The sequence below is a fragment of the Paenibacillus sp. VT-400 genome, assembly GCF_001029205.1.
Taxonomy (GTDB): Bacteria; Bacillota; Bacilli; order Paenibacillales; family Paenibacillaceae; genus Paenibacillus; species Paenibacillus amylolyticus.
In genome coordinates this window covers 840,338-855,319 of the sequence record NZ_LELF01000067.1, presented here as the reverse complement: position 1 = coordinate 855,319, position 14,982 = coordinate 840,338, and the positions used below count along the sequence as shown (strand labels likewise).

The 14,982-nt window shown below is 45.9% G+C and carries 16 protein-coding genes; 2 read left to right on the top strand and 14 right to left on the bottom strand.

Annotation, left to right across the window (positions count from 1 at the left end):
* A complete protein-coding gene (locus tag EL84_RS14595; RefSeq protein ID WP_047842197.1) occupies positions 1-678 on the bottom strand; it encodes a class I SAM-dependent methyltransferase in 678 nt (225 codons plus the stop codon).
* A 181-nt stretch (positions 679-859) separates the two neighbouring features.
* On the opposite strand from EL84_RS14595, the gene EL84_RS14590 reads away from it, so the two are divergent.
* Complete coding sequence (locus EL84_RS14590; RefSeq protein ID WP_047842196.1) at positions 860-1,633, top strand: sporulation protein; 774 nt, start codon at positions 860-862, stop codon at positions 1,631-1,633.
* A gap of 165 nt (positions 1,634-1,798) precedes the next feature.
* Here the strand turns inward: EL84_RS14590 and EL84_RS14585 are convergent, their stop codons facing one another.
* The 7 genes from EL84_RS14585 to EL84_RS14555 all read right to left on the bottom strand — a co-directional run bounded on the left by EL84_RS14585 (position 1,799) and on the right by EL84_RS14555 (position 9,762).
* Positions 1,799-3,766, bottom strand: coding sequence for a BglG family transcription antiterminator (locus EL84_RS14585; RefSeq protein WP_047842195.1), 1,968 nt, complete (start codon positions 3,764-3,766; stop codon positions 1,799-1,801).
* A 52-nt stretch (positions 3,767-3,818) separates the two neighbouring features.
* The gene (gene mngB, locus EL84_RS14580) at positions 3,819-6,497 is read right to left on the bottom strand and encodes a mannosylglycerate hydrolase (RefSeq protein WP_047842194.1); all 2,679 of its coding nucleotides are present in this window, start codon (positions 6,495-6,497) and stop codon (positions 3,819-3,821) included.
* A 248-nt stretch (positions 6,498-6,745) separates the two neighbouring features.
* Complete coding sequence (locus EL84_RS14575; protein WP_047842193.1) at positions 6,746-7,864, bottom strand: PTS fructose transporter subunit IIC; 1,119 nt, start codon at positions 7,862-7,864, stop codon at positions 6,746-6,748.
* A 29-nt stretch (positions 7,865-7,893) separates the two neighbouring features.
* Entirely contained in the window at positions 7,894-8,211 is a 318-nt protein-coding gene (locus EL84_RS14570; protein WP_047842192.1) for a PTS fructose transporter subunit IIB, read from the bottom strand.
* Positions 8,211-8,666, bottom strand: coding sequence for a PTS sugar transporter subunit IIA (locus EL84_RS14565; protein WP_036669587.1), 456 nt, complete (start codon positions 8,664-8,666; stop codon positions 8,211-8,213). Before EL84_RS14565 ends, EL84_RS14570 begins: the two co-directional genes overlap by 1 nt.
* A 226-nt stretch (positions 8,667-8,892) precedes the next feature.
* On the bottom strand, positions 8,893-9,165 hold the full coding sequence (locus EL84_RS14560) for a hypothetical protein (protein ID WP_152683030.1): 273 nt from the start codon (positions 9,163-9,165) through the stop codon (positions 8,893-8,895).
* A 27-nt stretch (positions 9,166-9,192) separates the two neighbouring features.
* A complete protein-coding gene (locus tag EL84_RS14555) occupies positions 9,193-9,762 on the bottom strand; it encodes a DUF4375 domain-containing protein (protein WP_047842190.1) in 570 nt (189 codons plus the stop codon).
* A gap of 209 nt (positions 9,763-9,971) precedes the next feature.
* Between EL84_RS14555 and EL84_RS14550 the strand changes: the two genes are divergently transcribed.
* Positions 9,972-11,132: a glycosyltransferase family 4 protein gene (locus EL84_RS14550; RefSeq protein WP_235431536.1), complete on the top strand. Its 1,161-nt coding sequence runs from the start codon at positions 9,972-9,974 to the stop codon at positions 11,130-11,132.
* Between the two features lie 300 nt (positions 11,133-11,432).
* Here EL84_RS14550 and EL84_RS30870 read toward each other — a convergent pair whose 3' ends face one another.
* From EL84_RS30870 to EL84_RS14525, 6 genes are all read right to left on the bottom strand, one after another.
* The gene (locus tag EL84_RS30870) at positions 11,433-12,104 is read right to left on the bottom strand and encodes a DUF3298 and DUF4163 domain-containing protein (RefSeq protein ID WP_053061494.1); all 672 of its coding nucleotides are present in this window, start codon (positions 12,102-12,104) and stop codon (positions 11,433-11,435) included.
* A complete protein-coding gene (locus EL84_RS14540) occupies positions 12,091-12,615 on the bottom strand; it encodes an NUDIX domain-containing protein (protein WP_047842188.1) in 525 nt (174 codons plus the stop codon). Before EL84_RS14540 ends, EL84_RS30870 begins: the two co-directional genes overlap by 14 nt.
* Before the next feature lie 73 nt (positions 12,616-12,688).
* Positions 12,689-13,351, bottom strand: coding sequence for an HAD family hydrolase (locus EL84_RS14535; RefSeq protein ID WP_047842187.1), 663 nt, complete (start codon positions 13,349-13,351; stop codon positions 12,689-12,691).
* A complete protein-coding gene (locus tag EL84_RS14530) occupies positions 13,338-13,799 on the bottom strand; it encodes a GNAT family N-acetyltransferase (protein WP_047842186.1) in 462 nt (153 codons plus the stop codon). The genes EL84_RS14535 and EL84_RS14530 overlap by 14 nt, the downstream gene beginning before the upstream one ends.
* A 94-nt stretch (positions 13,800-13,893) precedes the next feature.
* Positions 13,894-14,064, bottom strand: a complete 171-nt coding sequence (locus tag EL84_RS31760) for a YHYH domain-containing protein (protein ID WP_094030640.1) — start codon at positions 14,062-14,064, stop codon at positions 13,894-13,896.
* Between the two features lie 109 nt (positions 14,065-14,173).
* The gene (locus tag EL84_RS14525) at positions 14,174-14,950 is read right to left on the bottom strand and encodes a Cof-type HAD-IIB family hydrolase (RefSeq protein WP_047842185.1); all 777 of its coding nucleotides are present in this window, start codon (positions 14,948-14,950) and stop codon (positions 14,174-14,176) included.
* Between the last annotated feature and the right edge of the window lie 32 nt (positions 14,951-14,982).

The window sequence follows — 14,982 nt, the reverse complement described above, 5'->3', positions numbered from 1 at the left end:
TCAGCTCCTTATGGCCTGCCAAATATACTTGCATTCTCTTACAGCAATTCTACCATCAACCTGGTTCTCCTTCAGCTTGACTTCCAGCTGTTCCCGGTACTCAGGCTGTGTATAATCCGGGTTTCCGGGGATATCGGAGAGAAAGATGGCAAACTCTTTTTCATCCGAGAAAATCATAAGTGCCTCGTTATATTCCTCAATCTTGATCACCTTAAATGCATTTCTTTCCAAACGCTCACGTACCTTTGTTATATCCGTATGAATACCAATCATAACTCCACCCTTTTGTAGCAATCTCCCATGCTCAATAATGGAAGTTGGACCTCTGCGATCATAGATCAAACCAAATTGCTTATCTTCAAATGGCATCTTTTCTTTTGTGCTGATGCAGACAAATTCCACATTTGTTATCGTGCTTGAATGAAGACTGTTTTGGGTTATCTTTATCATCTCTTCCGAATTATCAAACCCTATAATGTGATCGGTATATTCCGACATTTTCAACGTAAACTCCCCATGTCCACAGCCTGCATCGAGCACGGATGTATACTGAGGCAGAAGCTTAATCAACCACTCTTCAAAAATATCTTCAGCAGAGTTACCTTCCAGCGTATACAAAGCTCTACCCTTGTATCCCCCATTACGTTGTGCAATCATATCGTACCATTCCATGCTCATAGAGTTCCTCCTGACAAAAATTCCCTTTATTTAAACATTCGACATGGGTACGTCGATTCTCCTGTTTGGATATACGATATATCTTTGCTAAAATATGAAACGCTTCTCTTCCAGCTTCCGTATTAAGGTCGAAGCCGTATGTATCCCATATAATAAACCATCTAATCTGGAGGTCGAGTGCATGTCATTTTTCAAGAAAATGTTAGCCAGTGTAGGTGTTGGAGCAGCCAAAGTAAATACGGAATTGCATACACCAGAGGTCACGCCTGGAGGAATCATCTCGGGGGTTGTGTACATTCAAGGTGGAGATGTGGAACAGAACGTAGATCGGATCTATCTTTCAATCAAAACCCATTACATACGGGAGCACGATGATCGTAAAGTAAAAGAAACAGCCGTTATAGCCAAATATCTGCTCACCGAAGGTTTCACCTTACAGCCTGGAGCCAAATTGGAGAAAGACTTCTCATTTGACCTGCCAGAAAATTTGCCAATTACTTTGCATCGTGCAGAGGTATGGGTGGAGACGGGCCTCGATATTTCAAGTGCTGTAGACCCTTCAGACCGGGACAGACTGCATGTTGTTCCTAGCAAAGACATGAACACAGTGCTCGATGCAATTGATATCCTTGGTTTCAAACTGCGTGAAGTGACCAATGACTATGCACCAAAGCTGGGTGGCAATCTGCCATTTGTGCAGGAATTTGAATTTGTACCAACAAACAAATTCCGTGGGCATCTGGATGAGTTCGAAGTGCTGTTCTATCCGATGGGCGATTCGCTGGAGCTGCTATTACAGATCGATCGCCGCGCTCGTGGGCTCAGTGGAATATTCTCGGAAGCGATGGGCACGGATGAAAGTTTTGTCCGCCTGCATCTGTATGAAAGACACCTGGCGCGAGGGGCGCATTCTGTCGCTCAAGGACTGGAAGAAGTCATATCCAAACATATCTAATCTATAGTTTGTGTAGACGAAATAAACCGTCCTTTATCAGACAAATCTGATGAAGGACGGTTTTTCCCTTTCAAAAAAAGGAATCAAAAAAATTGGGGATACTGCGATCGGAAAGTTGTTTTGTACTCGAAGTGTCAGTGAAGTTATCCATTAGTGAACTATATATTAATACACTTCGGTACTTTTCAGACTCAACGTTTCACATACAAGTTGGGCAAAGGCATCGAAGCTGCCGCAGGATCGCAGGCTTTCCAGCTGTTCCTCCTGTCGGATCAACTCTACAAACAGATCATAGATCCCCATAGCCTGTTCGTAATCCTCTTTGCAGATGGATAACATAAATACAGCATGTACTTCATTTTCCTCATCCCACGGAATCGGCTTCTCGAGCAGACATACCGATACGGTCGTACGAGTTGAACTCAGCTCCATGGGGTGCGGAATCGCCATGCCTCTTCCAAGCGCCGTTGAAGCCATCTTTTCCCGTTCCTGCACAGCAGGCCAGAACTGCTCCGTCACAATTCCCTTCTCCAACAGTGCTCCGCTCATCTCAGCCATAAGTGTCATTTTGTCAGGCTGATCGTACCGAAACATGAACAACGCTGGATCAAAGTAACGCAGCAGCGTCATTTCCTCCTGCTCATCACTGGTTCGCACCAGATGAGTGATCGTTGCCATGTCGCGTTCCGATGGAATCGCAGCAATGACAGCCGACGGCTTGCCTTTGGACTCGCGTAACCGGATCGTGGAAATGACCAAATCTTCAGGCACACTCCTCATCTCCTCGTACTCTCTTAGCGAAACTACACGAGAGACCTCCAGCTCGGCAAATAAAGAGCGCAATCTGGATTCAAGAATACGGGCTGTGCCGTATCCTGACCCACAGACGAGCAATACGGATTTCCGTTTGCGATGAGGAATCTGGTATTTACGTTCCAATGCTGCCCCAATGTGGAGAGCCAGGTAACCGATCTCGCTGTCATTGATTTCATGAGGTACATATGTCTGTAGCTGTTTCACTGCGCTGATCGTAATCTCATAGGCCAGCGGATAATATTTACGTATATGTCCCAACAGTGGATTCCGCATATTCATGCCATGTTCCAAGCGCGTAATCATGGGCTTCAGATGGGCATACAGATCATTTGGCAAGCGGTCATCATCACGCAGATCATAGGTGTACCGATCATAGATATGATCCAGCATCTGCTGTACAGCAACATATAACGGGTCACTTCGTAGTCCATCCCAATCGGTAGCGGTCATTTTTTTGCTAACAATGTGCAGCAGCAGATAATCTCGCTCTCCAACTGGACAATGAATGGAATATAACAACTCCAGATCCTGAATAATCTGCTGCGCAAGTTGCTGATCCTGAACATTCGCCTCCACTTTCTCGAATTGCTCTAGTTCATGTCCCTGCTTAATACGTAATACCATAACAGCCAGATGCGTAATCAGATCTTTCAGTGCCACATCTGCAATACGAACATCCTGTTGGCCTACATGGCGAATGACGATCTCGCGGATGTGCGCGGGTCCGATTGGATACAACAAACGTTCCTGTGCAACGGTCATTCCTTCGGGGCCCAGTTCTTCATCTCGCGAATCGGCGTACTCGGCAAGGCAATAACGGAACCTTTGCTCGTCCCCGACAACTTTCACACCATGTCCTGGCTTGATCTGAAGCTGAAGCTGGTAGTTCTCCAGAATCTGACGAATGATTTTCAGATCATTGTTCATTGTTGCACGGCTTATAAACAGCTGATCAGCGAGGTCTTCCATCTTGATATGACCCGGTTCACCAAGCAGCTTGAACAATTCATAACGGATACGCTCATCAGGCGATCCAGGTACTGGCGCACCTTTTTGCCGATCATCCTTCCGTTCCTCCAACAGCTCATTATACCGCTTCGCATCATGCACACGAATGGAATATCCCCGTCCACGCTTGGACTCCAGGCTCCCGCCGTGTCCCGCAAGGATGTGATCCAACTTTTTCAGATCATCCCGAATGGTACGCACGGTTACCTCCAGCTTGTCTGCAAGTGCTTGGCTCGTCCAAGCCTGTTCCTGTCCTTCACCATGAATGAGGTGGAACAGCTTTTTCAACCGTTTAGTTGGAAAAATCATACCGATATCCGACCTCCCTTCTGATCAGGATTGTGTATAACTAAAGCTCACTTTATATCGATACAAGTACAGTCATCAATTTACAATGAGCAAGTTCTGGCAAACGCACGACCTCTTCTCCATCGGTTAACTTCTGCTGAGGCTCTAGTGGTTGTTCACCAAGAGATACACGCTCTGCATGTACAGGCTGATTAAAGTGTATGTTCACGTTAGCAGACTGTGACAAATACGGATTGAAGACACGTACAATGTAACCCTCACTCTGTTCTGCTTTCTTGAAGCTGCTTAACACCACGTTGGAATCGTCGCTGAACGACATCAGGCTGTAGTCTGTATCAAGGACACGTTCCTCATCGCGGAAAGCAAAGATCAGTCGACCGTTCAAAAAGTCGCATAGCTGATAACTGCTGATCGGTGTCAAATATTCACGTGCAGCACGAGCTACATTCGCTTCGTCGAATCCGGAAGCCTGGATATGCAGGCCAAAGGTAAAGGAGAGCTCGCCAAGCAATTGCGCGTCAGGTGTTGTCACAATTTTCTCACCGGAGGCCCGTCCGGGACGATACAAGAGATTTTCCTTACCCATGAAACCGAAAGTACGGAACAAGGTCAGGGCAATGGTATCCATTTGCTCGCCAATAATCTCGTATTCACGTACACCTTCCGTCAACACAGCCATACCATGGGAACCGTTGTTCAACCCAGCATAACTCTGCATCGCTTCAATGGTGATCGGTTTCTCGTGCCATTGTTCGCGCTCCCATACGTCCACTTCTGGCAATGAGGTTGGACGAGCAATCGCACCGAAAGGCTGGTCTGCAATGGATAGGGATGAAGCAATTCCTGTATCAAAAAGGACACGCAGACGGTGGCTGAACACCTCATTCTGCACCTGAACCTGGAAACGGATCAGATTCTCTCCTTTGCGAAGAGATATCTGCACCTGCATTGGCAATGCTCCCGACGTGATGCCTGCGGCGCGCTCTTCCAGATCGTAGGGGACATCCAGCGTGAAACGCAGGGATAGTGTCTGAGATACAGACGTTTGGGTGGTCGTTGCACTCATCTGGCTACCTGCCGAAGAAACAATCAGATCCCGCTCGGGAGGAGAATAATTGTAGGAATCTCCGTCATCCCCGTTATCTTCGAAGACCATTTGATCCGCATACACTTGGCCAGATCGCTTATCTGTAATTTGCAAGGTGCCGTTTGCTTGTAGCCCAATGCTGAAATGTTCATTTTCAATCGTGTCTCCGTTACGCCGCTCAATAACAGGTGTAGCGCCCTGACTGAAATCAAAAACAATCTGGGTGTAACCCATCGCCGGGACCTCTTGCAGTTCCACCAGCAATTTGGCGCGATATACGCGTTCTGGCAGATGCACTTTGCGACTTGGATTTAGGTCAATGTGTTGTCCAAGCACATAATCGGTCTGATCTGCTTTTTCTACAATGGTGTAGGCCAGCTCGCGTCCCTTCGTATCCCGAATCACAAAGGATTCTTCCGGAATATAAGCTTCGATCTCGGTAACCCCACCTCGCACATACGGTAGCGTGTTGAACAGGGTGAACGCAAATGTCTCCTTCTGCTGTATCGTTGAAGCAATCATCCGCATATGCAGGTCGAGCAGATTGAGTGCGATATCATAGGCCTGTTTGTAACGGAACGCAACGTCCTGATTCGTTGTATCACTGTTACAACCACCGATGCTGTCATGTGCCGCATTCTCAAACAACAGCTTCCAGATATCCTCCACAATACGATGCGGGTAGTCATGTCCGAGAGAATGGCTAATCGCAAGTACAGGTTCTAGCGTGTTAGCAATCAGATTCTCAATTCGGTTATTCTGTTGCTTGAGATCCGCACGGGTGGAAAAAATGGACTTGTGAATCCGCATGTGCTTGGCTTCCATTAATTCACCCCGAAGTACAGGCAGATCCTGACTATCCGCTTCGATCTCCGCCAGAAAACGTTCCGGTTCATTCATCACATATTCGCGTTCTGTATCCAGTGCATTGAACCGTTTAATCAACTCCGGCAGATTCAATCGCACAGGCGCCTGATCAAACCCATTGGGGAAATAGATATGTTTGGTGGAGGCTTTGCGTTCCAGCGCACCAATCTGTTTCTCCAAATAAGGGATCAGATCTTCTTCATTTTCCGGAATGTTACCACCGTAGTAATACCCGAATGGCATCTGTACAGCAAATACACGACTGCCATCCGACCCTTCCCACGTAAACTCGGTATGTGGATTCGTATTATCCGAGACACCACGCCAGAACAGGAAACGTTCAATGCCAAACTCCCGATAGATCTGCGGCATCTGTGCCGATTGTCCAAATGCATCCGGGACATAACCAACCTTCATCGCATGTCCGTACTTTTGTGCTGTTTTCATACCATAATACAGGTTTCGGACCATTGATTCACTGGAAATAACCAATTGATCCGTCTGTGTATACCAGGGTCCAGTCATCAGTCGTTTGGCTGAAACCAGTTGGCGGATCCGTTCCTCATCTTCGGGACACCAGCGGATGTAATCATCCAGCAGCGAGCCCTGTGCATCCAGCAGGTAATAATGAAATCCATCGATATTCTCCAGTGCATTCAATACTTCCTTGACGTGTTTGACAAGATACACTTTGGAACGGGAGGTCGTAAAATACCATTCCCGGTCCCAGTGTGTATGTGGAATCACATGTACTTTGGTACGATTTCTCTCACTCATATCTCTATATCCCTCCAGGTGCTTTTTAAAGGTTGTTCAAAAAAGTCCGCTTTTGATTACGAGGGATGCCTGTTGGCATCATCAGCATCGAAGATGGAATTCAGCCGAAATAAGTGGATGCTTACGAAGGTTGTTTCCTTCGGAAACATTGTAGTTGCTCACGTAGTTTCCCCTACGCTCCGCTACTCCATTTCTACCTTCATCCCATCTTCTCGATACTGAAAACCGATCTTTTTGAACATGTACTTTTAGTCAAAAACGAGTTCGATTTCTTCCCCGTTTTTCTTCACTGAAGCTTCCTGAGTCTTGGCAGGCTGTTTCTCTTCTTCATCGCGGAAGTTCACCAACATGGTGCCACCCGCCACGATCAGTGCGCCGACAATGCCTCCGGCAAGGTACGCGATTGGGGTACCTACTGACACAGCTCCATATAAGCCGCCAATTGGTGGCATGATGATATGTGCTCCCAGCAGTGCAGTCAAGGCAGCGCCCGTTGCACAGGCAGACATGTTGACCAGAATCATTTTGGCAGGGTTACGCAGTGTGAACGGAATTGCACCTTCCGTGATACCGATCACACCCATAATCACTGCACCTTTTCCCGCTTCCTGATAGGTTTTGGAAAAACGTTTCTTCATCAGCAATGTTGCCAAACCATAACCAAGCGGCGGAATGCAGATGGCAATATTGATGAAAATATTCGGCAGATAGACACCGGACAGGAACAGGGCATTGCCTGCCATCCATGCCGCTTTGTTGACGGGTCCGCCGAGATCGAATCCAATCATTGCCCCCAGAATAATGGCAAGCACAACGGTATTGGTTCCGCTCTGGCTCATGTTTTGAACCCAAGCAATGAGATACTCATTCAGCGCGCCCAGCGGGCCACCCAGAATGACTGCCATCAGAAATCCGGTTAAACCTACGGTAATCAGCGGTAAAATGATTAACGGTACCGAGCCAGCGGCCGGACCTGTAATCTTAACTTTGTTTTTGACCCATAAGGTGATGTATCCGGCAAAAAAACCGGAGATTAATGCGCCCAAGAAACCAGCGTTGGTCTGCTGTGCCAGCACCCCGCCGATCAGACCTGCCGCCAGCGCAGGTTTGTCAGCAATGGAGTAAGCAATGTAACCGGACAGGACAATCGTCAATAGTCCGATGCCGCTCCATCCTACATTTTGCACGAGATATAAAATATGCAAGAATCCGCTTCCATCTTTGTACGGATCAAGATCAGTAATGCCCATTGATAGTGCGATAATTTTGCAGATGGCAACGACCAGGGAACCCGCGATAATGACCGGCAGCAGATAGGAGATACCTGTCATCAAGTGTGTTTTTGCTTCACCGAACCATTTTCTCATCGTACTCTCTCCTCATGTGGAAGGTGGGGTTAAGCTTGTGCGTTAACAGCCTCAACCGCTCGGGTTAACACGGCCTCTGCCTGACTTACGGCATGACCGATTTTGACACGGACGACTTTTTTGTCACTGAACCGATCCATATCCTTCACGGTCTGATCCGCTGCAATCAATACAAAATTCGCGGCTGCGATATCTTCCTCCGTTAGCTTGTTGACCTGCCCCATAGCTCCCTGCTGTTCCACTTTGATCTCGTATCCTAGTTGCTGAGCTGCTTTCTCCAGTGCTTTAGCAGCCATCGGGGTATGGGCGAGACCTGCGATACATGACGTTACACCTACGATTTTCATTATGACACCAGTCCTTCCGTATATTGATGAAGCAACGCATATACATCTTCCGGCTGTACCGCTTCCGCGATGGCCTCTTTGAATGAATCTTCCAGCAATAAGGTGGCAAGTGAAGAGATAATTTGCAGATGGGATACGTCTACATGACCTTTAGGCACAAGAATGGCAAAAATATATTTTACCGGCTTGCCGTCATGAGATTCCCAATCAATGGGCTCCCGCAATCGAATGACCATCACTGCCGGACGTGTTACAACTTCACTCTGGGTATGGGGAATTGCAAAGTGATCCTGAAGTCCGGTGGAGTAGACACGTTCGCGTTCCCACAGATCAGCCGCAAGTTGTACACGGTTTGTAGTGATGCTGTAACGCTCTGCCTCCGCAGATATAAAATCAAATACATCCTCTTTGCTATGCAATGTCTGATCGAGATAAATCTGATTGGTTGTAATCATGATCTCTGTCTCTCCTCCTCTCTCTATCCAAAACGATAAGCGCTTACAAGATCATTGTAACGGATTCTTCCTTGACCTTGGATCTAGAAAATTTCCCCTTCGAAGCGGAAAAACATTAGCCATAGCAAAAACCCTGAGTCTAATAGACTCAGGGCAATTGCAAATGAATTTCAATTGGTATGCTGCAAAGGCAGTGTAAGGAAATGTCTTCTATTTAGACAATACTTCAGGAACGCTGTGTCCAGCGTTGCATTCCTGATCGAAGACCGTAATATGCGGCGGCGAGCAAAATAAATCCGGCAACAGCCATAATCATGGATGTTGTATCCCATTGAACACGGCTTCCAAAAGCAATCTTGGATTGCAATGGGGTAACAGAAGAAGCGGTGTTCGTCAGATCAGGTATCATGATCATGCCTTGAACGACATTCCAAGCTACAAAACCGATGATGAATAACAAGGTAACCAAAAAGGATTCCAGCGCTAATCGTTTGTTCATGATTGTCATTTTGCCTCCTCTTCCCACTCAATTAGACAAAACGTGTTGCATCTCCTGTTTCAAACGTTCTTTATTTTCGTCCACATATTGATACAGCAGATCAAAGCTTTCTTCGTTATCCGATTGCATGCTCAAATTCGCGGCTTCCAGTTCAATCTGCTGTAATACCTCATGAATCTGTTCCCCATGCGTTTGCAGGCTTGTCGTGATGTCATCTTCGGACAGGCCATTCACATTATCTCGTAATTGCCCGTGCGTTACACCGCTTTCGGACAACATCTGCTCTATCTTCTTCAGGATCACGGCATCTGCATCATTGCCGATCCGCTCCATAGCTGTTATCGTCTCACCCAGATACTGTCCGCTGGAATTCTCAAGGAAACCGGTCATCCCGTTCATGGACAGCTCGGTATCCAGATCAATGATTAGAATGATATCTCTCAATACTTGCGGAAGTTCCGGCCCACTTTCTCGAATCGTCGAAAATTCAGCCCGATAAAGGTCCATGGCAACACTCCCCACCACTTCTTCACCTGACATCTCTTCAAGCTGATCAAGTGGTAACAACTCCTGCAATTCTTCTTGTAACTTGTTCATCTTTCTCTGCCTCCTGTATCTCTCTTTCTATATATACGCCGACACGTTATTACATCATATCAGAATACGCTATATAAGTTGAACTTATGGAAGTTGGTATAGTATATCCTTTAACAATTTACAGGGAATATCGTCAAGTTAACGTGCACTTGACCTCTGGAAAATGTTCCGCTGTTATGATCTTGGCATCACGAGTCTTGGGAGGGGTAATGATGCGCCTAGCCTTGTTCACAGACACCTATCTTCCGGAAACCAATGGTGTTGCTGGCACGCTCCACCGCTTGAGTAACCATCTGAACCGCAGAAGAATTGAACATCTGCTGTTTACTCCGAACTCCATCATTGAAGGAAGCCATGAGACTCAAGTCCGATCGGTTGCCAACATCCCTTTTTTTCTGTATCCCGAATGCCGCATTGCTCTACCCAACAGAGCAGACACGCACAAGCAGCTACAAACCTTTCAACCCGATCTGCTGCATATCGCTACGCCTTTTAATATGGGGCTGCTTGGTCTGAGGTATGCGCTCAAACACCATCTTCCGCATGTTGTCTCCTACCATACCCACTTCGATCGTTATCTCGAATACTACCGGTTGAAAAGTATGATTCCTCTCTACTGGAAGTATATCCAGTGGTTCCACCGCGCCTGTGATGCAACCCTAACTCCATCGCAGGAAACGTTAAACACCCTGCAAACCCAAGGCATTCAGCGTCTGAAACTTTGGTCTCGCGGGATTGATTGCAACCTGTACTCACCTGATAAACGCAGCTCGGATATCCGTGAACGATACCACATCACCGCTCCCCTTATTCTACTCTACGTTGGACGCATTGCCCCGGAAAAAGATATCGCTACGCTCACGACTACCATGCAGCAGTTGCCCCAGGAAATGCAGTCCCGTGTACACTGGATCATCGTTGGCGACGGCCCATCTCTCCCGAAAATGCGTCTGCAATCCCCACCCAATGTCACCTTTACAGGCTATATGCATGGCGAAGAACTTGCTGTTATGTATGCTTCGGCAGATCTGTTTGTGTTTCCTTCCTCTACGGAGACATTTGGCAATGTGGTACTGGAAGCGATGGCTTCAGGACTCCCTGTGGTGGCGGCCAATGCCGGAGGTGTAAAGGATCTGGTATCCCACCACCGCAATGGTGTGTTATTCGAGCCAGGTCAGGCTGATGCACTGATTCGGGAGATATGTCTCTGGGGAAATCACTCGAACCAATTGAGAATGATGGGACTGGAAGGCAGAAAGCTGGCTAAGCAGCGGTCGTGGGAGCATATTTTTGATACACTGATCGGGGATTATGAGGAAGCGATAGAACATCGGAACAGACAAACAAAAGATCGAATTATTACAGCGTAGTCTGATGAAATCATCTTCTTCCAAGAACCCATAACTACCGTCACTGCCCTATGCAAAATTAAACCGGTTCGCTCGTTCAGGCTGCCATAGCATTTACACTCTGCTACGGTCAGCCTGAAACATGTTTCCGATACGTTTCATAACAAAATCTCCTTCTTGGAATAGGTTAAGCTATTTATTCGGTATGTAGAAACATAGAAGCCGAAGTTATTGAAATTATTTAGAGTATTTTGAATGATTGTATATATAGAAAAAGACATGACCTCATTGAACTGGATCATGCCTTTTATTGCAAACAATCTATTGGTTGAATTTACTGAACGGGACTTTGATATCTACAAACCCTTTAGCGTAGGGTGCAACCTCATAAGGATGGAATCGGATGACGATACCTTTGTCATATAAAAAGAATTCAGATGTTTGATCAAGCTGAAAATCATAAATATTTTCTTCAAAAATAGAAACTCCTGCATTATACATGGCTAATAGACTGTTGGAGATTGATTTCTCTACCTTCTCCATCTGAGTATCGTCTTTGACATACTCGCTTAGCCGCAGTTCTTTCCCCGTTCTTAAATCATAGTTATATGATTTTGTCGCATCCATTCCATGTGCTCCGCCAGTGTACACATGATCTTCATATACCACAGATAACTTTTCTTTTGCATTGTATTTTACACTGGCCATGGTAATGTAGAAATAATTTTTGTTTGATTTCTTTTCTTCTTTGTCCAGGCGAGCTGCTTTCACTGCGTGAAGTTTAAATGTCTTGTTCAGCTTATCCGTCACAGATTTATTTCCACCTGTTAGATGTATGTATGGCTGTCCTTTGTAATATTGGACCTTCGTTTTCACTGTAATCGTGCTGCCTGCCTCTACATGACTACTCGGAAGAATTATAGCCATCAGGACAGTGATCAACAGGTAATTTATCCATCTCCATTTTTTTCTTTCAGTTCTATATTTCAACATTATCGATAACCCCCTTTGGCTCAAATGATTTCGTTTCCTGCATTCTGCTCCATATTACCTGTAAAGTGCCCTTTAGGTCTGTTCCGCTCTGAACGTTGCCAATCCAGATGTCTTCTGCTCCCGGATGTTGTAAATAGTGCCTGAGCGTTGCTTTGATCAGAATAGACGAATGTAAGTCCAGTACCTCATCCATCGGTATCCAGAATAACTCTCCTTCATCCGAGGGCACAAAATGTCGATGTCTGGTCTCTCCGAAATATACAAACTGCTGCCAAATCTCACCACCGTTAACTTCCAACAGAATATATTGAAGCCGAAAGTGTTCGACATCCTCTTGCTTGAATCCGGTCTCTTCTTCAATCTCCCGATAGCTGGCGCTCATGGGTACGTTCAATTCCCCTTGTTCCAGATGCCCGCCGATGCCACCCCAAAATTCAAAATCAAATAGTCTGCTGCCCGTCTTCTTCATCATCAGCATGTCTGAGCCATTGCTCAAAAACGCTGTTGCCATCTGTCTAATCTCCATATGTTCCTCGCTTTCCAGACTGTGATTATAGGTGTTCACTTGTTTATATAACCGTCTTCTAAAGCAGTTTCTTCAACTCACTTAGATGTTCAATCTTATGTAAAGGACCCGATGTAATGCTGTCCTGCCACGGCTGGTTGACCTTCATCCAGATGGTGCTCATGCCTACGCTTGCTGCTCCTTCAATATCGTTCACCGGATGATCGCCAATGTAGATGCATTGCTCTGGTCTCAGACCGAAATGATCGAGCGCAAGCTGAAATATGCGTGGGTCGGGCTTTTTGACTCCAGCCTCTTCTGAAACAATAATATGGTCGTAATCCTCCCGGATACCGAGTTGATCGATTTTTCCATACTGAATATCGGTCTGCCCATTGGTGATTAACCCGGTTTGGTATTTCCCCCGCAGATGCTGAACGACTTCTCGCGCCTGTTCCATCAGAACTGAACTTCGCACATACTCTCTGCCATAGAACTCCATCAGTTCTGCATGTGGCGGATGTTCAGCCCAAGGCAGTTCATGCAACAACTCGTTGAACAGAAGGGGTTTGTCCTTATAACCATCCTGGTCGAGTTCAATAATTCGTTTGCTTATTTCTTCGGTTGACTCAAGGTGACCAAAATATGTCTTGATTAAACGCTGCGTGAAGCCGTCAAAGGTCATCGTTCTGTTCAGAATCGTATTATCCAAATCAAAAATAACCGCTTTAATATGATCCATCTTCCTTCTCCCCCAATTCCAGTACATGCGTTATCTTCTCCATACTCGTCACTTCTCTAAATCCCAAGTTGTGATAAAAAGATCCAGCAACCGGTTGATCCGTGTAAAGAACCAGTCGAGCGTAATGATTTTCCGCTTTTTGAATAACCGCATCCATCAGCCTGCGCCCAACCCCATGTCTTCGAAATTCTCTCATCACATAAAACCTGCGAATTCTTCCGGTATCCGTCACTTCAGAATAAGGATCTCTGTTCAAACCGCAGATCCCAACAACCTTATCGTGTATTCTGCATTCAAAAAGCGCTTCATCTTCTTGCTCAAATGTATTGATTCCTGTCTCATATTCATGGATTAATCGCTCGATATGTCTGAACCCCTCACTGGAGCTTTCGGCCAGCATCGCCACTAACTCGTCACGATTCCATACCGATATCTCCTGTATCCGCATGGTGTAATCGCCTCCATCATTTTAAAACAATGCTACACATGCAAACCCAACCATACATTGAATGATGGCCGGGTTTATCTTGTACAGCTCATTCTCATTTTTTCTTTTTGTGATAGTGATAACCCGTGCACAGACCCTTTTGTTTGGATTTGGCTGAACAGTTATGTCCACCGTTCTTATCCAGTCTGCCTGGATGAGCATAAGCGGAAGAGGATACACCAACAAGTACGACAAGAGACAGGATTACGATAACAACCTTTTTCATAAGTCACCCTTCGATCAACACCCTATGCTTTAGGGCTTAATACATGCTATATCATTCTACATGAAAATCCACAATTTGGATATCCTTCATCTTTTTAGCCGATCCATTCTCATAAAATCTTAAATTGCTTCAATGCATGGGTGACTCCATCTTCACTTGCCCGCAGGGTGACATAATTGGCGTTTTGTTTAATTCGTTCTCCGCCATTCCCCATCCCAATTCCGATTCCCGCATAATCTAGCAGATCCACATCATTCTCCCCATCGCCAAAGGCCATTGTATCCTCTCTGGATATCTTCAGGTAGTCGAGAACTTTCTCTGCGGCTATAGATTTGCTGACTTCACTCGCTTCCAGCACATTAACTACATACGGATGGAATCTCACGAATCGTAAGGAAGGAAATCTGGACTGGAATTTATCCGTCTCCGCTTCATCTGCATATAAACAGATGCAATATACGTCCTGTTCCAACGTGCTGATTTTCTGCGGGGAATCCATGAGTCCAAGCGTATCTCTTAAGGCGTCAGTAACACGATCATCTGCTGTACACAACCCGTTCGTATCAAATGACTCTGTAAAATATGAAATACTGTGCCCCTGCAACTCGGCAAACTCACTGAATGCTCTAACCATCTGTGCTGAAAGTACAGACTTATGTATCACTTCATCACCCGCTTTGATCAATGCTCCATTAGCCGAAATGATCGTATCGATTCCGAGATTTCTGAATTCTTCGCATAAATTATATGGCCTGCCTGTGACGAGTACGACTTGAACGCCTTTACGAATCAACTCCCGGATCGACTCAGCTGTACGCGGTGATAAACTCCGATCTATTTCGCTCAGCAATGTACCGTCCACATCAAAGAACACAGCTTTAATCAAATTATTCTTCCTCCTCTGTCTTCAATTAAAAA

Excerpts from the sequence above, each read along its gene's own strand:
- EL84_RS14585 (WP_047842195.1), bottom strand. The coding sequence starts at position 3,766 with ATGATTTTTCCAACTAAACGGTTGAAAAAGCTGTTCCACCTCATTCAT.
- EL84_RS14555 (WP_047842190.1), bottom strand. The coding sequence starts at position 9,762 with ATGAACAAGTTACAAGAAGAATTGCAGGAGTTGTTACCACTTGATCAG.
- EL84_RS14560 (WP_152683030.1), bottom strand. The coding sequence starts at position 9,165 with ATGAACAAACGATTAGCGCTGGAATCCTTTTTGGTTACCTTGTTATTC.
- mngB (WP_047842194.1), bottom strand. The coding sequence starts at position 6,497 with ATGAGTGAGAGAAATCGTACCAAAGTACATGTGATTCCACATACACAC.
- EL84_RS14570 (WP_047842192.1), bottom strand. The coding sequence starts at position 8,211 with ATGAAAATCGTAGGTGTAACGTCATGTATCGCAGGTCTCGCCCATACC.
- EL84_RS14550 (WP_235431536.1), top strand. The coding sequence starts at position 9,972 with ATGATGCGCCTAGCCTTGTTCACAGACACCTATCTTCCGGAAACCAAT.
- EL84_RS31760 (WP_094030640.1), bottom strand. The coding sequence starts at position 14,064 with ATGAAAAAGGTTGTTATCGTAATCCTGTCTCTTGTCGTACTTGTTGGT.
- EL84_RS14530 (WP_047842186.1), bottom strand. The coding sequence starts at position 13,799 with ATGCGGATACAGGAGATATCGGTATGGAATCGTGACGAGTTAGTGGCG.
- EL84_RS14535 (WP_047842187.1), bottom strand. The coding sequence starts at position 13,351 with ATGGATCATATTAAAGCGGTTATTTTTGATTTGGATAATACGATTCTG.
- EL84_RS14565 (WP_036669587.1), bottom strand. The coding sequence starts at position 8,666 with ATGATTACAACCAATCAGATTTATCTCGATCAGACATTGCATAGCAAA.
- EL84_RS14595 (WP_047842197.1), bottom strand. The coding sequence starts at position 678 with ATGAGCATGGAATGGTACGATATGATTGCACAACGTAATGGGGGATAC.
- EL84_RS14575 (WP_047842193.1), bottom strand. The coding sequence starts at position 7,864 with ATGAGAAAATGGTTCGGTGAAGCAAAAACACACTTGATGACAGGTATC.
- EL84_RS30870 (WP_053061494.1), bottom strand. The coding sequence starts at position 12,104 with ATGTTGAAATATAGAACTGAAAGAAAAAAATGGAGATGGATAAATTAC.
- EL84_RS14590 (WP_047842196.1), top strand. The coding sequence starts at position 860 with ATGTCATTTTTCAAGAAAATGTTAGCCAGTGTAGGTGTTGGAGCAGCC.
- EL84_RS14540 (WP_047842188.1), bottom strand. The coding sequence starts at position 12,615 with ATGGCAACAGCGTTTTTGAGCAATGGCTCAGACATGCTGATGATGAAG.